The 23,128-nt window shown below is 62.8% G+C and carries 20 protein-coding genes and 1 tRNA gene; 8 read left to right on the top strand and 13 right to left on the bottom strand.

Annotated features, from left to right (window positions below):
- Positions 1 to 57 precede the first annotated feature (57 nt).
- On the bottom strand, positions 58 to 2,301 hold the full coding sequence (ppk1, locus tag QZY07_RS07155; protein WP_295401106.1) for a polyphosphate kinase 1: 2,244 nt from the start codon (positions 2,299 to 2,301) through the stop codon (positions 58 to 60).
- Positions 2,302 to 2,439: 138 nt separating this feature from the next.
- On the opposite strand from ppk1, the gene cmoA reads away from it, so the two are divergent.
- Together cmoA and cmoB are read left to right on the top strand one after the other, a co-directional pair.
- Positions 2,440 to 3,171: a carboxy-S-adenosyl-L-methionine synthase CmoA gene (gene cmoA, locus QZY07_RS07150; protein ID WP_295401103.1), complete on the top strand. Its 732-nt coding sequence runs from the start codon at positions 2,440 to 2,442 to the stop codon at positions 3,169 to 3,171.
- A gap of 65 nt (positions 3,172 to 3,236) precedes the next feature.
- Positions 3,237 to 4,226, top strand: coding sequence for a tRNA 5-methoxyuridine(34)/uridine 5-oxyacetic acid(34) synthase CmoB (cmoB, locus tag QZY07_RS07145; protein WP_295401101.1), 990 nt, complete (start codon positions 3,237 to 3,239; stop codon positions 4,224 to 4,226).
- Here cmoB and QZY07_RS07140 read toward each other — a convergent pair.
- Positions 4,223 to 4,669 carry an FUN14 domain-containing protein gene (locus tag QZY07_RS07140; RefSeq protein ID WP_295401098.1) on the bottom strand — a complete coding sequence of 149 codons (447 nt, stop codon included), beginning with the start codon at positions 4,667 to 4,669 and terminating at the stop codon, positions 4,223 to 4,225. The two genes, cmoB and QZY07_RS07140, sit on opposite strands and share 4 nt — an antisense overlap.
- A gap of 233 nt (positions 4,670 to 4,902) precedes the next feature.
- On the opposite strand from QZY07_RS07140, the gene QZY07_RS07135 reads away from it, so the two are divergent.
- On the top strand, positions 4,903 to 5,205 hold the full coding sequence (locus QZY07_RS07135) for a hypothetical protein (RefSeq protein WP_295401095.1): 303 nt from the start codon (positions 4,903 to 4,905) through the stop codon (positions 5,203 to 5,205).
- A 278-nt stretch (positions 5,206 to 5,483) separates the two neighbouring features.
- On the opposite strand, the gene QZY07_RS07130 is transcribed toward QZY07_RS07135, so the two are convergent.
- The 6 genes from QZY07_RS07130 to corA all read right to left on the bottom strand — a co-directional run bounded on the left by QZY07_RS07130 (position 5,484) and on the right by corA (position 14,035).
- Positions 5,484 to 7,682: a sodium-translocating pyrophosphatase gene (locus QZY07_RS07130; protein WP_295401093.1), complete on the bottom strand. Its 2,199-nt coding sequence runs from the start codon at positions 7,680 to 7,682 to the stop codon at positions 5,484 to 5,486.
- Between the two features lie 83 nt (positions 7,683 to 7,765).
- A complete protein-coding gene (locus tag QZY07_RS07125; protein ID WP_295401090.1) occupies positions 7,766 to 8,545 on the bottom strand; it encodes a hypothetical protein in 780 nt (259 codons plus the stop codon).
- A 428-nt stretch (positions 8,546 to 8,973) separates the two neighbouring features.
- Positions 8,974 to 9,402: a sulfur globule family protein gene (locus tag QZY07_RS07120; RefSeq protein WP_295401088.1), complete on the bottom strand. Its 429-nt coding sequence runs from the start codon at positions 9,400 to 9,402 to the stop codon at positions 8,974 to 8,976.
- 401 nt (positions 9,403 to 9,803) lie between these two features.
- A complete protein-coding gene (locus QZY07_RS07115) occupies positions 9,804 to 11,378 on the bottom strand; it encodes an MFS transporter (protein WP_295401086.1) in 1,575 nt (524 codons plus the stop codon).
- Between the two features lie 356 nt (positions 11,379 to 11,734).
- On the bottom strand, positions 11,735 to 12,727 hold the full coding sequence (locus QZY07_RS07110) for an acyltransferase (protein ID WP_295401084.1): 993 nt from the start codon (positions 12,725 to 12,727) through the stop codon (positions 11,735 to 11,737).
- A gap of 69 nt (positions 12,728 to 12,796) precedes the next feature.
- On the bottom strand, positions 12,797 to 14,035 hold the full coding sequence (gene corA / locus QZY07_RS07105; protein ID WP_295401082.1) for a magnesium/cobalt transporter CorA: 1,239 nt from the start codon (positions 14,033 to 14,035) through the stop codon (positions 12,797 to 12,799).
- Between the two features lie 170 nt (positions 14,036 to 14,205).
- Here corA and QZY07_RS07100 point away from each other — a divergent pair, with 170 nt between their 5' ends.
- Genes QZY07_RS07100 through QZY07_RS07090 form a run of 3 tightly spaced genes read left to right on the top strand, consistent with a single transcriptional unit; the run spans position 14,206 to position 16,791 of the window.
- Positions 14,206 to 14,763: a cytochrome b gene (locus QZY07_RS07100; protein WP_295401080.1), complete on the top strand. Its 558-nt coding sequence runs from the start codon at positions 14,206 to 14,208 to the stop codon at positions 14,761 to 14,763.
- Positions 14,764 to 14,786: 23 nt separating this feature from the next.
- Positions 14,787 to 15,320, top strand: coding sequence for a TRAP transporter small permease subunit (locus QZY07_RS07095; protein WP_295401079.1), 534 nt, complete (start codon positions 14,787 to 14,789; stop codon positions 15,318 to 15,320).
- A gap of 1 nt (position 15,321) precedes the next feature.
- Positions 15,322 to 16,791 (top strand): TRAP transporter large permease subunit, encoded by a 1,470-nt coding sequence (locus tag QZY07_RS07090; protein ID WP_295401078.1) that lies wholly within the window; start codon positions 15,322 to 15,324, stop codon positions 16,789 to 16,791.
- 30 nt (positions 16,792 to 16,821) lie between these two features.
- Here the strand turns inward: QZY07_RS07090 and dctP are convergent, their stop codons facing one another.
- The 5 genes from dctP to QZY07_RS07065 form a co-directional block, all read right to left on the bottom strand.
- Positions 16,822 to 17,913 (bottom strand): TRAP transporter substrate-binding protein DctP, encoded by a 1,092-nt coding sequence (gene dctP, locus QZY07_RS07085; RefSeq protein ID WP_295401076.1) that lies wholly within the window; start codon positions 17,911 to 17,913, stop codon positions 16,822 to 16,824.
- Between the two features lie 60 nt (positions 17,914 to 17,973).
- Entirely contained in the window at positions 17,974 to 18,456 is a 483-nt protein-coding gene (locus QZY07_RS07080; RefSeq protein ID WP_295401073.1) for a cyclic nucleotide-binding domain-containing protein, read from the bottom strand.
- A gap of 29 nt (positions 18,457 to 18,485) precedes the next feature.
- Entirely contained in the window at positions 18,486 to 19,871 is a 1,386-nt protein-coding gene (locus tag QZY07_RS07075; RefSeq protein ID WP_295401070.1) for a VWA-like domain-containing protein, read from the bottom strand.
- Positions 19,861 to 20,964 (bottom strand): MoxR family ATPase, encoded by a 1,104-nt coding sequence (locus QZY07_RS07070; protein WP_295401068.1) that lies wholly within the window; start codon positions 20,962 to 20,964, stop codon positions 19,861 to 19,863. Before QZY07_RS07070 ends, QZY07_RS07075 begins: the two co-directional genes overlap by 11 nt.
- 187 nt (positions 20,965 to 21,151) lie before the next feature.
- On the bottom strand, positions 21,152 to 22,249 hold the full coding sequence (locus QZY07_RS07065; protein ID WP_295401066.1) for a hypothetical protein: 1,098 nt from the start codon (positions 22,247 to 22,249) through the stop codon (positions 21,152 to 21,154).
- 222 nt (positions 22,250 to 22,471) lie between these two features.
- On the opposite strand from QZY07_RS07065, the gene QZY07_RS07060 reads away from it, so the two are divergent.
- Positions 22,472 to 22,547, top strand: a tRNA-Asn gene (locus tag QZY07_RS07060).
- Between the two features lie 407 nt (positions 22,548 to 22,954).
- A partial coding sequence (locus QZY07_RS07055) for a transposase (RefSeq protein ID WP_295401127.1) occupies positions 22,955 to 23,128 on the top strand: 174 nt, incomplete at its 3' end.

Here is a 23,128-nt window from a genome sequence, read left to right as displayed (position 1 = left end):
GCCGCTCCGAGTCTCCGGCACCAAGCGTCATGCTGGGGGTTGTTTTGGCGCCCTTCCTTACGTCAGATTCCGGTCTCTCAGCCGCCATTGAAAATGGCTCAATAGCTTGGAACGAACCTTCTTTTCCTTATGCTTGGCGGCGGCGGCGAGTCGTTTTTCGGCCACACCGATCAAGGTCTCCTGGGCGCCCTTGGTGCTGTCGTCCTCGGGGATGCGTTGCGTGTAATTGCCATCCGCGTCCATGTCCCAGGCGGAACGGGTGTCGGCAAACTGCACGTCCAGAATCAGACGCAGTTCCTGGCGCAGTTCCGGGTTCTCCACCGGGGCATGGACCTCGACCCGGCTATCCAGATTGCGGCTCATCATGTCTGCGGAGCCGATGTAATACTCTTCATTGCCTTCGTTGCGGAAATAGATGATCCGTCCGTGCTCCAGGAAGCGTCCGACGATGCTGACGACCCGCGCCTTCTCGCTAATGCCGGGCAGTCCGGGACGGAAACGGCAAGTGTCGCGGATGATGAGATCGACCTGTACCCCGGCGCGGCTGGCCTTGTAGAGCGCACGGGTGATGTCGGCATCCTCCAGCGCGTTCATTTTCATCTGGATCAGGCCGTCGCCGGTGCGTTTGTGCTGTTCGATCTCGCGGTTGATCTTGTCGACGATGCCGCGCTTGAGGTTGTAGGGCGCGGCCAGGATCTTGCGGTAGCTCGGCGGCGGCGAATAGCCGGTGAGATAGTTGAAGAGTTCGGTCAGATCTTGTCCGATGTCTTCGTCGCAGCCGAGCATGCCCAGATCCGTGTAGAGCTTGGCGGTGCCCGCGTGATAGTTGCCGGTGCCGATATGATAGTAACGGCGCAGTTGGGCATAGTCGCGGCGCACGATGAAAATGAGTTTACTATGGGTCTTGAGTCCCATGACGCCATAATTGACATGGATGCCCTCGGCCTCCAGTCGGCGTGCCCAGCCGATGTTGGCGGCCTCGTCGAAGCGCGCCTTGAGTTCGACCAGCACCGCGACCTGCTTGCCGTTGCGCGCGGCCTCGATCAGCGAGTCCAGGATGGCGCCGGCGGAGGTGCGGTAGAGGGTCATCTTGATCGCCAGCACCTTGGGATCCTCGGCGGCAGTGCGCAGGAAGCGCTCCACCGTGGTGCTGAAGGGCTGGTAGGGATGCTGGAGCAGGATCGGCCCGTTCTCGCGAATGATGTGGAAGATATTACGCCGGTCGTTGGCCAGCAGGGGATGGTCTACCGGACGATGCGGCTTATCGTGCAGCTCCGGTTTGTCGATCCCGGCCAGCTCGAACAGATCGCGCAGGGCCATCATGCCCTCGACCTCGAACACGTCCTCGTCCTCGTTCAGGCCCAGTTCGGCGGCCAGCATGCCGCGATGGGTGGGTTCCATGCCCGGCTGCACCTCAAGGCGCACGATGGGCGCGAAATGGCGCTCGCGCAGCTCGGTTTCGATCATCTCCAGCAGATCGTTGGCCGCCTCCGCGTCGGGCTCGACAATGGCGTTGCGGGTCACCCGGAACAGACCGCAGGAGACGATTTCCATCCCCGGAAACAGCATGTCCAGATTGTTGACCATGAGGTCTTCGAGGGTCACGTAGGTGTGGCTGCCGTCGACCGGGATCAGGCGTTTGGACACGTCCTTGCTCACCGGCACCTTGACGCGGGCCATATAGACCTCCAGTCCGCCGGGGAAGCGCAAGGTGACCAGCAGATTCAGCGCCAGGTTGGAGATGAAGGGGAAGGGGTGCGCCGGGTCCATCGCCAGCGGGGTGAGCATGGGAAAGATATTGGCGCGGAAATGCTCGCGCAGCCGTTCGCGCGCATCGGACGGCAACCTGTCGTGATGGGTGATGCGGATGTCCTGCCCGGCCAGTTCCTTCATCAGAACGTCATAGATGCACTGCTGCTGGGTCTGGAAACCGCGGGCTGCCGCCTGACACTCCTTAAGCTGCTGGAGCGGGGTGCGGCCATCCAGGCTAGGCGTGTGTACCCCGGCGGCAATCTGCTGCTTGAGCCCGCCGATGCGCTTCATGAAAAATTCGTCCAGGTTGTTGCTGACGATCGCCAGAAACTTGACCCGCTCCAGCAGCGGCGTGCGCGGATCCTCCGCCTCATGGAGCACGCGGCGATTGAACGCCAGCCAGGTCAGCTCACGATTGAGATAGAGACTGGGGTCGTCGAGATCGAGATCGTCGGGGATCGGGGGCATCGTCTCGGCCTCCGTCCCTAACCGGGTGTCATCGTCATGGAGATCGTCATCGATTTCTGGCTGGAGTGCGCTCGTGCTCATGTCGTAATTCCGTGGTCGTCGGGCGTGGTAGGCGAGTCAATCGATCCCATTCTAACAACCGCTCGCCGTCCGTCGAGGGTGGTTTTGTGACGATGGTTTTGCGGGAGAAAGAAGCTCTCCAAGGTACAATGCAACGCCATGACGATCAACGCACCCGATGACCTGTTCGACCGCCCCGACGCACCGGCCAGCCCGTTCCGGTTCGATGCCGATGTCGCGCGGGTGTTTCCGGACATGGTGCGTCGCTCGGTCCCCGGCTATGCCGAATTGATCGGCATCTCCGGACTCATCGCGCGGCGGGCGGCGCGACCGGGAACCCGCTGTTATGACCTAGGCTGTTCGCTGGGCGCGGTCACCTGCGAGATCCTGGCGCGGACCGGCCCCGAGGTGCGGATCGTCGCCGTCGACAATGCACCCGCGATGATCGCGGGTCTGCGCGCGCGTCTTGCCGACCTGCCGGGCCGCGAGCGGGTCGAGACGCTCCACGCGGACGTGGAGGCGGTGCCGATCGGGCAGGCATCGCTCGTGGTCCTGAATCTGACTCTTCAGTTCATCGCGCCGGAGCGCCGTCTGGATTTGCTCGGACGCATCCGTGCCGGCCTGGTGCCGGGCGGCGCGCTGATCCTGGCCGAAAAGATTCTGCTGCCGAACGATCATGGCGGCGACTTGCTGACCGCGCTGCACGAGGATTTCAAGCGCGCCCAAGGCTACAGCGACCTGGCCATCAGCCGTAAACGCGCGGCGCTGGAACAGGTGCTGGTGCCGGACAGCGTCGAGACCCACGAACAGCGACTGACCGCCGCCGGTTTTGCCGGATGCGCGCGCTGGTATCAGAGTCTGAATTTTGTCGCCTGGGTCGCATGGACCTGATGAAATCGCGTCCAGTACGGCATGCGTCGTTGTGTGCAATCCGTCAAGGTTGGCATGACCAAGGATTGTCGGCGCGGACGCGATTTCACTTCCAACCCTTTTTTGCGCGTCTGGCTCAAACGCCCCTGGCGCCCTGGGGCGATGCGCTCGCCGATGCCGCGCGGATCCGACTCGGTCCTGGCGCGCATGGCGATCTGGCGCGTTGGGAGGCGGCGCTGTCGGATCTTCCCATGCTGCCGGACGGAGAGGTGATGCTGGATCAATCCTGTGTCGGCATTCGATCCAGCCAACCGCTTGACCCCGAGACCGAACGGCAGTTACGAGACGCGCTGATGCGTCTGCATCCCTGGCGCAAGGGACCGTATTGCCTCCAGGGCGTGCGGATCGAGACCGAATGGCGCTCGGACTGGAAATGGGATCGGCTCGCCAGCGCCATCGCGCCGCTCGACGGTCGGCGGGTGCTCGATGTCGGCTGCGGCAACGGCTATCACGGCTGGCGCATGCTCGGCGCCAACGCCGAGCTGGTTCTCGGGATCGATCCGACCCTGCTGTTCGTGGCACAGTTCCTGGCGCTCGATCGCTACCTGGCGCGCGACGCGCTGGCCGTGCTGCCGCTCGGGATCGAGGATCTGCCGGGCGGGCTGACCGGCTTCGATACGGTGTTTTCGATGGGTGTGCTCTATCATCGTCGCTCGCCCATGGATCATCTCGGCGAGCTGTGCCGGTTGCTCAGACCCGGTGGCGAACTGGTGCTGGAGACGCTGGTTCTGGAGGGTGATGGCGAGCGGGCGCTGGTGCCGCCGGGACGCTATGCGAGCATGCGCAATGTCTGGTTTATTCCCAGCGTCGCGGCACTCTCGGTCTGGCTCGGTCGCTGCGGCTTCAACGCGATTCGCGTGATCGATGTCAGTCGCACGACGGGCGAGGAGCAGCGGTCCACCGACTGGATGCGCTTCGAATCGCTGCCCGATCATCTCGATCCCAATGATCCGCATCGGACCGTCGAGGGATTGCCCGCGCCGTGCCGCGCGATTCTGCTTGCCGAGCGGCGCTAATATTTCAGGCCCAGCGCCAGTCCCGCCAGAAAGGAGGCCCCGCTGGTCAGATTGTCTCCGACGAACGCGAAAAAAACGCCCGCGAAAGCGCTTAACCAGGCCATCCAGCCATCATAATGGGCCTCGATTCCCGACCAGTTGATGTCGACGAGTCCGGCATACTGGAGTCCGAAGACCCCGAGCAGCATCAGACCAATGAGGAGCAATGCAATCTTGAAGGCGACCTTCAAGGCAAAGCCCATGGCCAGCCCGATCATGAAGGAGAATCCGAGCGTCAGGAAAAAGCTCTCGGTGAACAGTCCGCTGGCATGGTCCGGCTCGATCTGATCGGGCATGTTCGGCGCGGGAGAAGAGGCGGCGGCAGTTGCCGCGAAACCAGCCGAGACCGATGCGCCCAGCGCCCAAACAAGGATGGCGCGAATGGTTTGTGACGGATGAAACATGGGGCGTATCCAACAAAATAAAGGTGACAGGGTGTCATGATCCACTGGTGTTGTCATTGCATCTGGAAACTGCGCTCTTCAGTGATAAAATCCTGCTCGCAAACGTCCGCCCGCTGCGTTCGCCTTGGCGATGAGTGCGTTGGGCGTTCCGGTTGGACGTGTTGATCGCCACCATCATTCCCGCTTGCGCGGGCCATCAAACTTAGGGGATTTGTATTTTTATGAAATGTGCAATGTTAATGACCGGAAGTGGACCGATCGTCATCCTGACGTCGTATGACTCGCTGGAAAATCCAGACTTGCTGGAACGCCTGTCGAACAAGGGCATCCCGAAGTTCATGGCCTATGAGATTCCCTTGGCGCTTGCCGAAGAGCGTTATGGCGGCCATTTCAGAAAGGTGATCAACGGGTTCAGGGAATCCGACAGTCTGCGGGTTCTGGACCACAATGGGCATCGCGCCTTCTATCTGTTTAAATTCGAGGAGCTTGGTACGCCGCTGGCCCATGAAGGCTCGCTGGAAGACCATCACCACTGAGTCGATTGCAACCGCGAGGCGCAGGGATGCGTCACATGACCGCTCGCATCAAACCCCGCCATGAAAACCCCTCGGGCGTTTGGCGCCCGAGGGGTCACGGCCATTAAGTTAAGCCGTTCGTGGTGAGGCTCTCGAACCACGAACGGCTTAACGCTCAGAGGCTTAGGATTTTCCACCCGCCCTTCGACAAGCTCAGGGCGAACGGAACATCCTTAACTTAGTGGCAGTGGCCCAAGGGGTAGGTGCGTCCCTTTCCCGACTCGCAACCAATCGGCGCGCTACAGCAGACTGTAGGTCACCGTCACCCCCGCCATGATGATGGCGACGATGCTCATCAACTTGATGAGGATGTTCAGGCTTGGCCCCGAGGTGTCCTTGAAGGGGTCGCCGATGGTATCGCCGATCACCGCCGCACGGTGCGCGCGCGAGTTCTTGCCGCCGTGATGACCTGCCTCGATGTGTTTCTTGGCGTTATCCCAGGCCCCGCCGGAGTTGGCGAGAAACACCGCCAGCACGAAGCCGCTGGAGAGTCCGCCGACCAGCAGGCCGATCACGCCCGCCACGCCCAAGAGCAGGCCAGTCAAGACCGGGGCAATCACCGCGATCAGCGCGGGCACGACCATTTCGCGTTGGGCACCGAGAGTGGAGATCGCGACGCAGCGTTCATAGTCCGGTTGCGAGGTGCCCTTGAGGATGCCCGGATCTTCCCGGAATTGTCGACGTACTTCTTCCACCATCAAGAGCGCGGCGCGTCCCACCGCCTGCACGGTCATCCCGCTGAAGGCGAAAGCGACCATGGCGCCGATCATGACCCCCACCAGAACCGTTGGGTTCAGGAGATTCACGCTGTAATAGGTCATGAAATCGGTCAGGGTCGCCGAATCGGTCGGGACGGTTGATCCGTGACCGAGCGTCAGCACCGTCGTGCCGACCTTGATGAGTTCCATCCGGACCACTTCGACATAGGACGCCAGCAGCGCGAGCGCGGTGAGCGCGGCGGAGCCGATGGCGAACCCCTTGCCGGTCGCGGCCGTGGTATTGCCGAGCGAATCGAGCGCGTCGGTACGGGCGCGAACCTCTGGCCCCAGACCGCTCATCTCGGCGTTGCCGCCGGCGTTGTCGGCGATGGGGCCGTAAGCGTCGCTAGCGAGCGTGATCCCGAGGGTGGAGAGCATGCCGACGGCGGCGATACCCACGCCATAGAGACCCTGGTTCATCTGACTGGCATCGAAGCCGGAGGCGAACAGGAAGGCCAGCAGGGTGCCGATACCCACCGTCAGCACCGGGATGGCGGTCGAGAGCATGCCGACGCCGATCCCGGCGATGACCAGCGTCGCCGCGCCGCCTTCGGCCTGATTGGCGATCTGGCGGGTCGGCGAGTAGCTGGGCGAGGTGTAATACTCGGTGGAGCGACCGATGATGACGCCCGAGACCAGACCCGCGATCACCGCCCCCCAGATCCCCCAGACGTTCGGCATCCCGAGCAGGAACAGAAACGCCAGCGAGACGACCACGATCATGGCCGCGCTGCTGTTGATGCCGCGCCCGAGCGCGTCGAGCAGTTGTTTCTGGTTGGCGCCTTCCTCGGTCTTGACCAGATAGACGCCGAGGATGGACAGCAGGATGCCCAGCCCGGCGATCATGATGGGCGCGACCACCGCCTTCATCTGGAGCGACGGATCGCTCATATAGGCCGCCGCGCCCAGCGCGCTCGCGGCCAGGATGGCGCCGACGTAGGACTCGAAAAGGTCGGCGCCCATGCCGGCGACATCGCCGACGTTGTCGCCGACGTTATCCGCGATGACCGCCGGGTTGCGTGGATCGTCCTCCGGGATGCCGCTCTCGACCTTGCCCACCAGATCCGCGCCCACGTCCGCCGCCTTGGTGAAGATGCCGCCGCCCACGCGGGCGAACATGGCCTGGAGCGAGGCGCCCATGCCGAAGGTCAGGGTGGTGGTGGTGATGAGCACCATGCGATGGGTCTCGCCGGTATCGCCCGCCGGGATCAGGAGATTCGCCAGGATGAACCAGAACACGATGTTGCCGAGTCCCAGACCGACCACGACCAGCCCCATGACCGCGCCGCTGCGAAAGGCGATGCGCAGCGCGTCCGGCAACGAGGTGCGGGCGGCGGCGGCGGTGCGGGTGGACGCCTGGGTCGCGGTTTGCATCCCGAAATAGCCCGCCAGCGCCGAGAAAAAGCCGCCGCAGAGGAAGGTGACCGGCAGCCAGGTGCTCTGGACATGGAACTGGTAGGCCAGCACGGCGAACACCGCAGCCAGCACCACAAAGACCAGGGACATGATCTTGTACTGCTGCCACAGATACGCCATGGCGCCGCGGCTGACATGGCCGCCGATCTCCTGCATCAGCGCGGTGCCCTGATCCTGACGGATCATTTCCTGATAGAAACCCCACGCGTAAACCAACGCCGCGATGGCGGCGATGGGCGCGATCCAAAAGACAATCTCATTCATTGGATGACAGCCTGTGCAAGCAAGTTGGAAAAGATGAATTCAGCGCGCCTGTCTGGTGTCTGGCGGCAGTCGTCGGGCGAGTTTTATTCGAGCCCCGTGACCTGCGCGGAACGCCACCAGCCGCGATACTGATTTTCGAGCTCCGCCAGATCGGGGAAGCGATAATAGGCGAAGTCGCTCTGGTCGCCGACATAGAAGCCGCCTTGCACCATGCGATAGATCACGCCTTCCTTGACCTGCTTGAGCACCAGTTTGCTGGGCTTGCCGTGGTTGTTCGCGAGTTCGAGGAGAACGTCGCGCAGGTGGTCGATATTGGAGTAGGGGATGTCATCGACCGATCCATGCTCCGGATTCTCCGCCAGCTCGCCAAGATTCAACTCGGAGAAGACAATTCGCGGAACATGGACAGGATTCTTCGGATTGGTGATGAAATCGGAAAATTCATGCGGTTCCAGGCGACTGGCGACCATCGGCGTGATCGGGCAGAACTCCTGATAGAGATGGAGGCGCTCGCGAGGACTGGGTGAGTATTCCTCGCGCCGCAGTTCAAGCGTTTTGCCGTCGTTGGTCACGAGATAGAGGTTGCCGAGCGCAGCGACCGGAACCCGCGACAACACCCGGTAGATCGAGAGATAGACCGAATTCTTGGGCGAGCCATCCGGCTTCGGGGCGCAACGCTCATCAATGAGATGGAAGGGAAAGTCATCCGAGCGGAACTTGGGGTCGACCTCGAAAAAGATCGCCTCGCCCTGCACGTGGACCTTGGTTCCCACCGCGTAATAGCTGCCGAATTCCTCCGGTTTCAACATGGACGCGATGAGTGCCTGCGGGATCAGGGACAGGTACAGATGCTTGTCGGTCATGGAATGCCTCGCGTTGTTTCGCCTGTAAGTCCAAGGATGCGGACTCGATTCTGATCGATCATTCTTATCCTCGGTCAATTATCACGATAAATGCCTCCCTATGCACGCAGGATCCGGCAGGCGGACGGGCACCTACGCCACGAACAAGGCGCGGGATCGGATTTTCATGCGGTGCTGGAACGACAGAGGCGACAAACCGTCCTGTTCGTCAACGCCCGGCGTGAATCGGCTGGAGGTCGATTCGGATCATCGACGCGAATCGTGGGTAAGGGATGCGGTCCGATCAGAGGCAAAGCGGAGGTAGGGCGGAGAGATTGCGATCTTGACGGGTTGCAGAACAGAAGCGATGCGCTCGACGCGGGCAAGCGGCACACCCCGTTTCCGGGGTATCCGCAAGCATCTAAACGAGCCGGCTCAAGAACAAGGTCTTATTGAGCTGGCGCGGCCTGGGGCTGGGGCTGGACTGGCATCTGCGGAGGCATGGCGCCGTAGGGCGCGCCGTAGCCATAGGGTGCGCCATAGCCAGGAGCGCCGTAGCCTGGGCCACCATAGCCTGGGCCGCCGTAGCCATAGGGAGCGCCGTAACCATAAGGCGCGCCATAACCACTGCCATAGCCATCGCCACGGCCATAGCCGCGACCGTAGCCTTGACCCTGACCACGACCGCTCATGTTCATGTTGAAGTCGCCGGTGCCGTCACCGAACATGTCGCCCATGTTATCCATCATGCCGTTGCCGTAACCACGGCCATCGTTCCCGTAGCCACCGGGGCCGCCCCACCAGGCGCTCGCGGTAAAGGAGGCACTGGCCAGACCGACGACCGCAGCAAGACCGGCAATTTTCATGGCTTTCATCATTGTCGTTACACTCTCGAATGATTATGGAGACGTTAAGGACAGACGTTCACGTCGAACGCAGCCGACCGGAGGAATGCGCGCCAATGAGTTCAGCACGGCCCGTGGCCTGAGTGCGCGTCTTGACCCAAGGGGTTGCGGAAAGCACATTCCGCGATAAACCTTTATCGACTCAAACCACCGGAGGAGGGGAGCCGCGAAGACCGCGAATCCGACCGAGCGGTCATCTTGATGGAATGCGAGCCCATCGTCTGAAAGGAATATCCCTGGGGGCGAGACGAGAAGCCCGTTTTTCTTCGGTGCCGACGAGCGGCCTAATCAGTATAGGCGCTTGCGCGGTTTGCGCGCAATCGGCTAGCGCAATGGTGGGTGAGTAAATTTCTTGGCGCCAGCCTCAACCGCGATCAGTCTTTCGCGCCGCTCGCCATCCGCGTCTGATCGGCGATCGCCAGGCGCCTGCCCGCCAGCCACACCAGACCGATGACCGGGATGCCGATCAGGCTCGTGAAGATAAAAAACCCCGGATAACCGATGCCGTTGACGATGGTGCCCGAATAACCGCCTAGCAATTTGGGCAGCAGGGTCATGAGCGAGCTGAAAATGGCGTATTGCACGGCGGTGAAGGAGACGCTGGTCAGGCTCGACAGGAAGGCGACGAAGGCGGCGCTCGCCAGCCCGGCGACCAGATTGTCCGCGCCTACCGCGACATACAGCAGAACCAGATTGGCGCCGGCATTGGCCAGCGCGATGAAGATGAGTTGAGCCGCCGACGACAGAATGGCACCGAGCATCAGGATACGCATCACGCCATAGCGGGTCGCCAGCAAGCCGCCGAGCAGCCCGCCGGCGATGCTGACGAAGACACCAAAGGTTTTGACTGCGGTGGCGATCTGGGACTTAGTGAAGCCGAGATCCTGATAGAAGACGTTGGAAATGACCCCGAGCACGATGTCGGAGATGCGATACAGCCCGATCAGGGCCAGCAGCAGGAGCGCGGTTTTCAGACCATAGCGACGGAAGAAATCCAGCGCGGGCTCGACCCAGGTCTCGCGCGCCATGACCCGGTTGATGGCGCCGAATCTCACCAGCGTCCAGCCGATCAGAACGCCCGCGCTCACCGCCAGCGCGAAATGCAGCATCTCCAGCAGAAAGCCGACCAGGACGTCGCCGCCCGCGGCGGTCTTCAAGCCGGTAAAGGGCGCGTCACCCAGGAAAAAGACCGTCGCGAAGGTCGCAGCCGTGACGGCGAAGACCGCCAGCAGGCGCAGATAATCCGTGGGGGCGTAGTGATGATCGGCGGAGCGGTCGGTCTCGGGTTCGCGGATCGTCAGGGTCGTGATCAGCCCGACCAGCATGGTGCTCGCCATGACGAAATAGGTCATCCGCCAGGCCGAGTAATGATAGGCGCCGGCATCCGACCCGAAGAGATCCGCCAGATAGAGCGCGCCGGCGCCCGCCACCACCATGCCGATGCGATAACCGGCGATATAGGTGGACGACATCAGCGCCTGGAGTCGCGGTGCAGCGGACTCGATCCGGTAGGCATCGATCACGATATCCTGAGTCGCTGCGGAAAAGCCGAGCAGCACGGCGGCCAGCGCCATTCGCGTCAGGCTGTCGGCGCCGGTCGCGGGATCGGTCAGGGCCATGAACAGGATGGCGGCGACGATCGAGGTCTGGGCAACCAGCAGCCAGGCCCGGCGCCGGCCGAACCAGTGGGTGAGAAAGGGCACCGGCAGACGGTCGATCAGGGGCGCCCAGACGAACTTGAACGAAAACGCCAGCGCCGCCCAACTGAAAAAGGTCACCGCGTTGCGCTCGATGCCGGCCTCGCGCAGCCACAGCGAGAGCGAGGAAAAGATCAGGAGCAGCGGAATTCCGGCCGAGAAACCGAGAAAGAGCATGGAAATCACGCGGGGATGACGCAGCGAGACAAGCGATTCGCGCCAGGAATGGGGAGCGGCGACGGGCTGAGTCATGGAAGACGCCATAAGGGGCCAGAGTCGGGGGATGCCGTCAGGATGGGTGCGAACACTGGAGCGTGGATGGGAGCCGCCGCGTGTCACGATGCAAGGAGGGCGAGGATACGCCGCAGGCGGGGATGTCTCAAGCCGGGCAGGCGGTCGTCAGCAATTCTCAGTTTGGCCTAATGAAGGGGAAAACCCCGACGAATCCTGTGAACAGTGAAGCCGTTCATGGTTCGAGAGCCTCACCACGAACGGCTTCAGGGCCACCACGAACGGCTTCAGGGACATCGCGAGCGACCACTGCTCATACAAGAGACGTTCAGACTGAGAACTGGTGGGCGGCCGTCGCGGCCAGCGGATGATGCCCCCTACTTCGCATCAGGCATCCAGCGCGCCGCCAGCCCATCGTAACCGCGCTGCATGCCGTAGCCGAGTAACAGGCTGATGGGCAGCGCGACCAACAGAAGATACAGCACCTGCTCCCCGCCCTGTTCAGGGAAATAGACCGCGATCGCCGCCTTGAAGATCAGCCGATGAAAGAGATAGAGGCCGAAGCTCGCATAGGCGAGGAATTCGATCGTTGGACCATGGAGCCGACCGGCGATCCGGTCGGCGAAGACGAAGAGCGCCGGTGCGCTGATCAGGATCAGGGGCATGAGGAGAAAGATGCCCCGGAGCGACCATTCGTTGCCGGTTACGCTCAGCGGAAGCAGCAGGAGCAGCAGTCCGAGCAAGGCCCAGTCGTACCGTTTCGCCAGCGTGCCGAGAGACGCCTGGCGCCGATAGAGAATGCCCAGCACGAAGACCGGCAGATACAGGAGGATGCGCAGGTCGAGGTGCCTGACCCACAGATGCTGGACGATGAGCGCCACCAGCAGCCCGCCGCCAATGAGGACGGTGACCCCAGGTCGCTGCGCGAAGCGGATCAACAGGGGCGCGATCAGATAGAACACCATGATCATGGTGACGAACCAGAGGGTCGGCATGGCCGGCGGACTGAACATCGAGATCAGCAGGGCGCCCTCGACGACCTGCGTCTGACTGGCGATGCCGAACGCGCCAAAGAGGATCAGGGCCAGCAGATACAGCGGATAGATGCGCAGCAGACGGCGTCGGTAGAAGGACCAGAGTCCGCGCCAATCGAGCGTGATGTCATGACGCCCGAGCAGATAACCGGAGCAGAAGACGAAGGTGGCCAGCGCGGCGTATTTCAGCCCCTCGGTGAACCAATTGGCATAACCCGGCAGTGCGCTGGTGTAGGGAATCAGATGCCAGTAGCCGACAATATAGAGGATGCAGATGGCGCGGAGAAAATCCACGCCCTGGTTGCGCGAATGGGCGGATGCGGCAGGGGTTGCCATGTGGGGGTCGATCTCCAGTCACTGATTCTGATCCTGGGTTCGCCGGGTCGCACTCGGAAATCCCAGACATTAAAGCCAGCCGCCGCGCCGGAAGCGCCACAGCATGAACCCGGCGATGGCCAGGCACACCGCCCAGAAGACCGGGTAGCTGAACCGCCAGGCATTCTCGGGGATCGGCATGTTCATACCATAGACGCCGGCCAGGAAGGTCAGCGGGATGAAGATCGTCCCGATGATGGTCAGCACTTTCATGATGTCGTTGGTGCGGTTGGACACCACCGAGACATAGGTTTCGGTCACCGCGCTGGCGATCTCGCGGTAGGTCTCGATCAGGTCGATAATCTGGACGCAGTGGTCCTGGACATCGCGGAAATAGGTCTGGGCGATCTCGGAGAGACACTCGTGACGCTCGCGCTGAAGCTGGGACACCAACTCGCGCATCGGCCAGGCGGCGCGGCGGATCATGACCAGATCCCGCTTGATGAGATGCATGGCGTGCAGACTCTGCATCTGAGGCTGGGTCAGCACATCCTCCTCGGCCGCCTCCAGACGCTCGGAGCTTGCATCGAGCACGGGGAAGAAGCAGTCGACCAGGGCATCGAGCAGGGCGTAGAGAAGGAAGCTGGCGTCATGCTGGCGCACGCGCGAGCGGGGATTGTCGAGCCGACGCTGAATCTGCTCGATGGCCGGGCTGGAGTTCTGCTGGAAGCTCAACAGCGTGGCGCGACCAAGGAAGCAACCGATCTGCTCGGCAAGCATCTGATGGTCCTCGGTCAAGCGGACGCTGCGCGCGATGACGAAAAGGCGCCCGGGCAGTTCGCCGATGGCGGGGAAATCTTCCAGCTTCGGACGATGGCCGGCATGCAGCACATCCTCGATGGCCAGGGGATGCAGTTGGTATTTTTCGGCGATGGCGCGGATGACGCCCTGATCCCGCAACCCCTCGACATGAATCCAACGCACCTGCGACCACGACGGACGGTGGACGGCGAGGAAGGCGGCGGTGTCGGTGATTTCCTGGGACTGGATCCGCTCCGGGCTGTAATCGGTGCAGAAAACCCGTGCCGGATGGTCGGGCGGGGTCTGGATCAGCTCATGGTATTCGATGCCGGCGGCCATGCCAGGCGGGGCGCGCTTGGATCTCGGCAAGCGCGCCCGCGCCGCCCGCTTGATATGCTTGTACCCGGCGGGTTTGGGGCGGGCGTTCGCGCTCTTTGGGGAGGCGCGCGGTGACCGGGGCGGATTGCCGGCGAGTCTCGTCTCTTCCGGTGGTGCTCCAGGCGGTTGCGGGGGCATGAGTGCGCGCATGGTTTCGATGGATCCGTTCGCCAACGTCAGGCCGCCACTATCTGCCATGGCGCCCTGGCGAGCAAGCCACCGCTCGATAATTTTGCGGGGAGGCCGTCATCGGTCTCCCTGTTCCACCGCGTTCTGTGCGAGCATAAAGGCTCTTTCAAACTGCGGAGAATCCATGTGTCATGAACCAGAATCCCACCTTGCAACGTTACAACCTGCTGTCCCAGCTTTTTCACTGGCTGGTAGCGGCACTGATCATCGGTCTCATCGTCACCAATACCCTGCATCAAGGCGCGCCCGATCCCTCCGACCTCCGCGTCTCGTCGATCAAACTGCACATCTCGCTTGGCATCCTGCTGTTCCTGGTGACGATCGCACGCATTCTCTGGGCGCGGATCAGTCCGCAACCGACGCCGATCGATGCACCCCGGTGGACGCTCGTCGCCGCCAAGCTGGCCCATCTGGCGCTCAATCTCGCCACGCTGCTGATCCCGATTTTTGGCTACCTGCGGGTCGTTTCCAAGGGGCGCGTAGCGGAGTTCTTCGGTACCCCGCTCCCATCGATCATCGGTGAATCGCCCTGGCTCAACGACGCCATGCACATTTTCCACGGCGAACCCATGGAGATCTTCCTCTACTGCCTGGTCGGCCTCCATGTGGCCGCCGCGCTGTGGCATCAGTACGTCCGCCGCGACGGGTCGCTGGAGCGGATGCTGCCTTGGGGTGGACGGTCGGTCTAACGATCCCCTTGCGAGGCTTCCGAATGGAAACGCTGCTGCGCCTCTCGGCCATCATCGATACCTTCAACCGCCGACTTGGGCGCACCACCGTCTGGCTGATCCTCGCCGCCGTGCTGCTGAGCGCACTGACCGCGACCCTGCGTTATCTGCTGGACTGGGGCTCGAACGCCATGATCGAGGCGCAGTGGTTTCTGTTCGGGCTGGTGTTTCTGCTGTGCGCCCCCTGGACGCTCCAGGAACAGGGTCATGTGCGGGTGGATATTCTCTATGGTCGCCTGCCGCCGCGCTGGCGGGTGGGGATCGACATCCTCGGCGGACTGCTGTTTCTGCTGCCGGTCTGTCTGCTGATCGTGGTCGATGCCTGGGATTATTTCCTGATCTCCTTCCATCAGAACGAGTTGTCCATGAACCCCGGCGGGCTGCTCTGGTGGCCGATGAAGCTGGCGATCCCGGTCGGTTTCGGCCTGCTCGGCGCGCAGGGTCTGTCCGAGGTCATCAAGGGCATCGCCGCCCTGACCGGACACCGCCCGCTCCCGGACCTGAAGGGAGAACGCTGAGATGGAAGCCTGGCTTGCCGCCAATCTGGCGCCCATCATGTTCGCGGCGCTGGTGCTCTTTCTGCTGATCGGCTATCCGGTCGCCTTCTCGCTCGCCGCCGTGGGCATGCTGTTCGGCCTGATCGGGATCGAGCTTGGGATGCTCACCCCGGCACTCTTGCAGGCGCTGCCGGATCGCGTCTTCGGCATCATGCGCAACGAGATTCTGCTCGCCATCCCCTTCTTTACCTTCATGGGGCTGGTGCTGGAACGCAGCGGCATGGCCGAGGATCTGCTCGACACGGTCGGGCAGATCTTCGGCGGCATCCGCGGCGGGCTCGCCTACGCGGTGATCTTCGTCGGCGCGCTGCTGGCCGCGACCACCGGCGTGGTCGCCGCCTCGGTGATCGCCATGGGGCTGATTTCGCTGCCCATCATGCTGCGCTACGGCTATCACAAGCCGTTGGCGACCGGAGTGATCGCCGCCAGCGGAACCCTGGCGCAGATCATCCCGCCGTCGCTGGTGCTGATCGTCATGGCCGATGTGCTCGGGCGCTCGGTCGGCGAGATGTACCAGGGCGCGCTGCTGCCGGGCCTGCTGCTCACCGGGTTTTATCTGCTCTATGTCTTCGGCATCACCCTGTGGCGACCCGACTATGCCCCGCCACTGCCGGTCGAGGCCCGCACCCTGCATGGCCGCGCGCTGGCCTGGCGGGTGGTCATCGCGCTGATCCCGCCGCTGGCGCTTATCTTTCTGGTGCTGGGGACCATCTTCATCGGCTGGGCCACGCCGACCGAGGGCGGCGCCATGGGCGCGGTGGGCGCGATGTTGCTGGCCGCCGCGAAAGGCCGACTCACGCTCGACATGCTGCGCCAGTCCATGACGACCACGGCCAAGATCACCAGCTTTGTGGTCTTTATCCTGATCGGCTCCAGCGTCTTCAGTCTCACCTTCCGGGGCGTGAATGGGGATCTTTGGGTAGAACACCTGCTGACCGGACTCCCCGGCGGCGCGCTGGGGTTTCTGATCTTCGTCAACCTGCTGGTGTTCCTGCTGGCCTTCTTTCTCGATTTCTTCGAGATCGCCTTCATCGTCCTGCCGCTGCTGGCGCCGGTGGCGGCGGCCTTCGGGATCGATCTGGTGTGGTTCGGGGTGCTGCTCGCGGTCAACATGCAGACCAGCTTCATGCATCCGCCCTTCGGTTTCGCGCTCTTCTATCTGCGCTCGGTCGCCCCACCCCAGATCCGCACCGCCGACATCTACTGGGGCGCGGTGCCTTTTCTCGGGATTCAGATCTTGATGGTGATCCTCATCATCGCCTTTCCCCAACTGGTGAGCTGGGGTCTGGATGGCCCCGCGTCCAACCTCACCCCAACGGAGGTCACGCTCCCGGATCAGGGCGGCTCCAGCCTGCTCGACAACGATGACTTCGGTGGGCTGTTCGATATGTCGCCGGGAGATAATACGCCGCCGGGAGATAGCGCACCCTAATGCGGCGTCCGCCGGCGAATCCGCGTCTGACTATTTCCGCCGCTGCACCGCCCGCATGAAATTCGCCATGGAGGATTCGGCCACGTTCCACCAGGCATCGGAACTCTGCTGGAAGGCGAGCATGGATTCGTAGAGTGTCTTGAAGGTAGGATTGACGGCGGATTCTTCCGCGTAGATCTGCTGCGCGATCTCGTAGGCTTTGAGCAGCACATCGTCCGGGAAGCGTCGCAGCTCGGCGCCGTCGCGCATCAGGCGTTGCAGGACCGGAGGGTTTTTGGCGTCGTAGGCGGCGAGCATCATCAGATGGGCCTCGCGGGAGGCGACCTCGAAGGCGGCGCGATAGGTTGCCGGCAGCGACTCCCACTGAGCCTTGTTGACATAAAACACCAGATGGGTTCCGGGCTCCCACCAGCCAGGATAATAGTAATATTTGGCAACCTTCTGGAAACCAAGCTTTTCGTCATCGTAAGGGACGGTCCACTCGGCGGCATCGATGGCTCCACGCTCCAGGGCCGGATAGATCTCGCCGCCGGGCAGGGACTGAGGCACCGCGCCCATCCGCGAGAAAATCTCCGCGCCGAATCCAGGAATACGGATCTTGAGCCCCTGGAGATCCGCGAGCGATTTGACCTCCTTGCGGAACCAGCCGCCCATCTGGGCGCCGGTGCTGCCGCCGGGGAACTGGACGATGCCGTACTCCGCAAACATAGAGCGCAGCAGTTCCATGCCGCCACCCTCATGGACCCAGGCGGTCATCTGGCGGGTGTTGAGCCCGAACGGCCAGGTGGTTTCCAGCGCCAGCGCCTTGTTCTTGCCGTAATAGTAATAGGAGGCGGTGTGACCGCACTCGATGGTGTTCTGCTGCACGGCGTCCAGGACGCCGAAGGGCGGCACCAACTCGCCGCCCGCGAACACCCGAATCTCGAAACGTCCGTCCGTCAGTTCGGCCACCCGGCGGGCCAGCGTCTCGGCGCCGCCGTAGATGGTGTCCAGACTTTTGGGAAAGCTCGACGCCATGCGCCATTTGATCGCCGGCGATGCGGTCTCGGCGCGGGCCGGCAGCGCCAGACCCGCCGCCACGGCGCCGACACTGGCGGATTTCAGGAAATCGCGTCTCTGCATGTTGTCCTCCGGAAACGATAAAGTTGCCTCGCGCGGGATTGGCGCTTACCTGCGATCCGCTCAATAACGCCCACCGGTCCTGAGCATGTAATTGCGCATCTCCGCGCTTTCCAGATTCATCCGCATCAGGTTGCCGTGGGTAATCCGGAAGATGGCGCGCATCACCTTGTAGACGAGCCGCGGATGGGTCTCGACCAGGGCATCGAAGTCCTCCGGCTCCAGGGTCAGGACGCGGCTCTCGCCCTCGGCGCGCAGCGCCGCCTTGCGGGTGGAACCGTCGATGAAGGCGCGGGTGCCCGAGCATTCGCCGGGGCGCATCTGGTAGACGGTTTCCTCTTCGCCGCCGACGGACTTGCAGACGCACAGGCGGCCCGCGGCCAGCACGAACAGGGTGCGACGATCTTCGCCCTCGCGCACCAGCGTCTCGCCTGGCTGGAGCGACAACGCCTCCATCCGTGCCGCCAGCACCTGACATTCGGTCGCATCGAGTTCCTTGCCGAGAACCGATTGGGCCAACGCTTCCGCTTTGTTCAAGTCGTTCATCGATTTGTCACCTGTGTGGTTCGCGAGGATCAGTCGAGCACCAGTTTACGCCCGAACGGGGGACGCATCGACTGACAGGCCAGCGGCACGGCCCAGAGCAAGGGGAAACCCGGACAGAAATCGGCGCGGCCGTCCAGGTCGGTCAGGAACACCCCGATGTCCGGGCTGTAGCGTTCCGCCTCCCGCAGCAGTGGCGTGAAGTCGGTCCCGCCGCCGCCCTCGAACCGCAAACCTTTCAGATTCGAGCGACCCGGCTCGAACACCCGCGTGTCGGTGACCCGATCGTCGCCGATGATGACGATCACCCGCGCCTCCAGACGCCGCGCGATCGCATCGATCTCGCCGGCGAACCGCTCCAGCAGCGGATGATCGATGGAGCCGGAGACATCGACCATCACCACCAGCCGGGCCACCGCCCTAGTCGCCGAAAACCCAGGCTCCCAGGGCATGCGCAGGCCGCCGCCGGAACGCCCCCGCCCCATGCGTCCGCGATTGGCCAGGTAGGAGCGCGACGGCCGCGACCAGGACAACTCCCGTTTCAGCGATAGACCATGGGCAAGCTGGGTGCGCAGAAGCTGCTCCCAGGGAATCCGCGTCTTCGGCAGATCGGCCAGCAGTTCGCGCAGCAGCGAATGGACGCCGTCGCCGGCATGGGCGCGGACGATGCGCTCGCGCCATTCGCGCGACCGCTCGACCTCGACCTCCGGGCGTTCGCTCTCGGCGGCGGGAAGCAGATCCCGGATGATCGTCGCGCCGAGGGCTCGCGCCCGCGCCGCGCGTTCGCCGTCCTCGCACGCGGTCGTCTGGCCCTGCTCCGCATCCTGGTCGCCAGCGCCCGCGCTGGTGGCCGGCGACTCCCGCTCCGACCCCGCGCCAGCCTTCGACCCACGGGAAGCGCCGTGTGGCCGACGGTCGTCGAGCGCCCGATACAGCCGCTCCAAATCCCATTCGAGCAAGGATTTTTCGACACTTTGGCGGATGTTCAGCGTCGCGAACAACAGGTCTTCGAGCAGCACCGATCCGGGCGGCAGATCAAGCCAGCTCAGATGGCTCAGGGAACTATTGACGATGGCGTCAGCGCAGACATTGTAGAGTTCGTCATCGACATCGCCGACGAGTCGCCGCAGTTCCAGCAGCCGCTGCGGATGGCGCAGCGCCACATGCAACACCTGATGGGCGACCAGGCCCGTCTGCATCGCGCCGGGCAGGGACGCGAAGGCGGGACCGTAGAAGACGGTCGCGCCGTCGTTAGCCGCGATGTCTGGCGCCTCGGCGTGGTCGACGTCCAGATGACGCATCCACAGCGCCAGCCCGCCGCTGGAGGGCGCGAACTCCACCAGCGTCTGGATCGCGCGGGTTCCGCGATGACAATAGAGACCGCCCGCGCCGGTCGTTCCAGGCGGTCTAGCGTCCATTCGCCGCCCGTTGCTCGGTATAGCGCCGATAAACGGGGCTTGCGAGCACCGCGCCTTCGAGTCCGCGCTCCAGCGCCTTCTGAAACAGCAACTCCATGGCCAGCGTCTGGGACTCGCGGATCGGCAGACGCGCGGGGCTGTCGATCTCCGGCAGTTGATCGACGATCTCCAGTGCCCGCGCCATACGCTCGCGGTCAGTGGCCGCCGCCAGCAGCGCGTAGAGCAGGCCGTAGAGACCATCCAGGCTGCTCGGCAGCAGCGCCACGGTTGCCGGACCCGGCGCTGCGGCGAGCAATGCGATCACGTCGGTTCCGGCCTGGATCTCGCGCAGCACGCCGAAGAACTCGGCGGCATTGGCCGCGCCGATGCGCCCCTGCACAAAGAGGCGTTTTCCGGCCTCCGACAGGTCCGACTGAATGATGTGGGAGATATCCTCCCAACCGCGCGGGCTCGCGCCGACCAGATAATCGTTGGCAAGCTGACTGTGGGTGTCGTCGAGTTTGTCCGGGCGCACCTTCAGATAGGCCATGACCTCGGGTGCGAAATCCTGGTCGAGCGCGTACTCCAGAAAGGCGTCGATGACCGTCTGCACATTGAAATGGAACATCCGGTCCGCCAGCGCCGTGCCCATGTCGTGACTGACCGCGCCATGAAAGGTCGCGTTGCCCGCCGCGATCACCTGCCAACCGTCCGGCAGCCGATAGTTGCCGACGCGCCGATCCAGGATCAGCGAATAGGCCGAGATCTGGAGCCGCTGATCGGCCGCCGTCAGCTCATCCAGAAAGAGGATCCCCTGCGGCTGCTCCGGACCGGGCAGAAACTCGGGCGGAAACCAGACCGTCTGCTGGCGGTTCTCGTCGGCATAGATGGCACCGCGGATATCGACCGGCTCGATGGTCGTCAGACGCAGATCCACGAGCGGCGCCTTGAAGTGCTCGGCCACCTGCCGGACGATGGAAGACTTGCCAACCCCGCGGGTGCCCCACAGCATCGAGGCGCGCCGGCGCAGAATCGGATGCTGATACTGTTCGATCAGCGCCTGCTTGACCGCCGCGATCGAGACCGGCGGAATGTTCATCGGATTACCCTGCACGACATTGCTCCTGTGCACCGCGTCTTGGCACGGCATGCGTTACTGGCGCATCGACCCGGCGCTGTCCGAACCGAATGCAGTATCGGAGCCGACGCGCGCTCGGTTGATGACCTTAAAATCATGTCAAGGGAGACGTCTCGCTGCTCGAAATGGCACCTATCCCCAGCGACGCGGTGCAGCGGACGACTCAGGGTTCGGCGGCCTCGACTGGCGGCGATCCATGATCTTGACCGGCGCGCGGGGTGTCCGTGCGCGCCAGCCAGCCAGCATTCGGCAAGGGTCGCGGAATCGGCGGCACCTCGATGCGCGGCATCTCACGCAACATGAAGAGCCCCACCAGGATAATCAGCGGGGCATTGAAGATGAGCAAACGCAGGATCGACCCTTCTTCCATTTCGATCCACTGGATCGCCGGCGTCAGTGCCAGCAGCGCCAGTCCGATCGACAATGGGATCAGGCGCTGAAAGGTTACACGCCAACGTGCGCGCTGATGGCGTGGATGAAATCGGTTCGGCGACTGGTCCAGCGTCCGCGCCAGGTGAGTGATGGTGCGATCCAGCTTATCCTCGATATCGGCAGTGCGCTTTGGTTCCTTTGCCGGGACGCGGATATTGCCACGCCAATGGTCGACGAACTCCCGCAATGGCCTCCAATTCCAGCCCAACACCGCCAGCAGATCCTCCGGGATCATCAACTTGGCGTCGGGGTCGGCGGTCAGCCTGATCTCGACCGAATGACGAATATAGCGGTCGGCCTTCAACTCCAGATTGACGCCGGCAACGCGGGCTCTGGCCTCGACGATCACGGGTCGCGTAAAGGCACCCAAACTTGCTTTCTCGCCAGCCACCCACTCAATGAGATAACTGCGCGCCACCCAAATACCGGAATGAATCCGAAACTGGCGTTGTATCGGGACGGCCTCGATCTGCTCCAGCAGGCTGCCGGCGTCGGGCCCCACAGCCGCCACGGCCGACAGAAGACCGGAACCATCGGAAACAGTCCGCGCCAGCCAGGGATTTCCCGAATCAGGGATCTCCAATGACAAAACCTCACGCACCGCGATCGGCAGATCATCCGTCGGCGGATGCTCGATCGGATGGAAGACCAGGCGCCGCTGGCCACGGTCGCTCGCAGCCAGATCCACGTGCCGCCCGCGCTGGGTGAAAGGCGCCATCAACGACAGGATCTCATGATGGGTCAAGGGTTTCGCCTGCTGCTTTCGCCCGTGGTAGACCTCATCGGGCAGCGGCGTCGGCGGATCATGCTTGATACGGATTTGCGTCATGAGATCTCTAGCCGTTTCGGTCGCGTCGACAGATACCTGCAATTGTCTTCAACACCAAGGAACTACCCAGTTCTTTCTGGCATGCTTGACAACATGGGTGAGCCTGATCGGAAATCCAATCAGCAAAGGTTGATGTTGATTGCCCGAAGATAAAGTGACGATCCACGTCGTCGAATCTTGACTCATGACGGATAAATCGCTAGGATTCCCAGCTCGCAACATTCCCTGGTAGCTCAGTCGGTAGAGCGGGTGACTGTTAATCACTAGGTCGGCGGTTCGAGCCCGTCCCAGGGAGCCAAAAAATCAACGGCTTAGACGCAAAACGTCTAGGCCGTTTTTCTTTGGTGCTATGTCGGTGCTATGTTGTGGAGCAAGGATCACGATCCCTTCGGCGTCCTCAAGGTCGCGGCCATGCTTCCCGCCCCGCCACATCGCCCCCAAATAGAACCGTCAACCCCCAGCGGATGAAAACCGCCTCCCTTCAAGACGGCCTGATCTGATACCTTTATCGTTCGTTCCTCCGTCGATCTGACGTAGGATTTTTTCGGTGGCAAAACCTTGATCGACTGCTGGAGCCGTTGAGGATCACAAGCGGGGTCTTCATCCTCCCCGGCATTTGCCACGCACTCGACTGTTGGACTAAAGTGGACCCCGAAAACCGGACAGTCATTTAAGTTGTCAAGCCGGCACGAAAGGGTAATCGAAATGGGTGAAGCAAAGCGCAAGACGTATGCCGCAGCGTTCAAGGCCAAGGTGGGGTTGGAGGCCATTCGTGGGGTGAAGACCGTCAACGAGATTGGTCAGGAGCACGGTGTGCATCCGGTGCAAGTCGGGCACTGGAAGAGGGAGATCTTGGAGCAAGCCGGAACGCTGTTCGAG

This window comes from uncultured Thiocystis sp. (assembly GCF_903866365.1).
Classification (GTDB): domain Bacteria; phylum Pseudomonadota; class Gammaproteobacteria; order Chromatiales; family Chromatiaceae; genus Chromatium.
Note: the sequence above shows the minus strand (reverse complement) of the source record. Positions and strands in the feature narration are given on the sequence as shown.

Excerpts from the sequence above, each read along its gene's own strand:
- ppk1 (WP_295401106.1), bottom strand. The coding sequence starts at position 2,301 with ATGAGCACGAGCGCACTCCAGCCAGAAATCGATGACGATCTCCATGAC.
- cmoA (WP_295401103.1), top strand. The coding sequence starts at position 2,440 with ATGACGATCAACGCACCCGATGACCTGTTCGACCGCCCCGACGCACCG.
- QZY07_RS07140 (WP_295401098.1), bottom strand. The coding sequence starts at position 4,669 with ATGTTTCATCCGTCACAAACCATTCGCGCCATCCTTGTTTGGGCGCTG.
- QZY07_RS07135 (WP_295401095.1), top strand. The coding sequence starts at position 4,903 with ATGTTAATGACCGGAAGTGGACCGATCGTCATCCTGACGTCGTATGAC.
- QZY07_RS07130 (WP_295401093.1), bottom strand. The coding sequence starts at position 7,682 with ATGAATGAGATTGTCTTTTGGATCGCGCCCATCGCCGCCATCGCGGCG.
- QZY07_RS07125 (WP_295401090.1), bottom strand. The coding sequence starts at position 8,545 with ATGACCGACAAGCATCTGTACCTGTCCCTGATCCCGCAGGCACTCATC.
- QZY07_RS07120 (WP_295401088.1), bottom strand. The coding sequence starts at position 9,402 with ATGATGAAAGCCATGAAAATTGCCGGTCTTGCTGCGGTCGTCGGTCTG.
- QZY07_RS07115 (WP_295401086.1), bottom strand. The coding sequence starts at position 11,378 with ATGACTCAGCCCGTCGCCGCTCCCCATTCCTGGCGCGAATCGCTTGTC.
- QZY07_RS07110 (WP_295401084.1), bottom strand. The coding sequence starts at position 12,727 with ATGGCAACCCCTGCCGCATCCGCCCATTCGCGCAACCAGGGCGTGGAT.
- corA (WP_295401082.1), bottom strand. The coding sequence starts at position 14,035 with ATGCGCGCACTCATGCCCCCGCAACCGCCTGGAGCACCACCGGAAGAG.
- QZY07_RS07100 (WP_295401080.1), top strand. The coding sequence starts at position 14,206 with ATGAACCAGAATCCCACCTTGCAACGTTACAACCTGCTGTCCCAGCTT.
- QZY07_RS07095 (WP_295401079.1), top strand. The coding sequence starts at position 14,787 with ATGGAAACGCTGCTGCGCCTCTCGGCCATCATCGATACCTTCAACCGC.
- QZY07_RS07090 (WP_295401078.1), top strand. The coding sequence starts at position 15,322 with ATGGAAGCCTGGCTTGCCGCCAATCTGGCGCCCATCATGTTCGCGGCG.
- dctP (WP_295401076.1), bottom strand. The coding sequence starts at position 17,913 with ATGCAGAGACGCGATTTCCTGAAATCCGCCAGTGTCGGCGCCGTGGCG.
- QZY07_RS07080 (WP_295401073.1), bottom strand. The coding sequence starts at position 18,456 with ATGAACGACTTGAACAAAGCGGAAGCGTTGGCCCAATCGGTTCTCGGC.
- QZY07_RS07075 (WP_295401070.1), bottom strand. The coding sequence starts at position 19,871 with ATGGACGCTAGACCGCCTGGAACGACCGGCGCGGGCGGTCTCTATTGT.
- QZY07_RS07065 (WP_295401066.1), bottom strand. The coding sequence starts at position 22,249 with ATGACGCAAATCCGTATCAAGCATGATCCGCCGACGCCGCTGCCCGAT.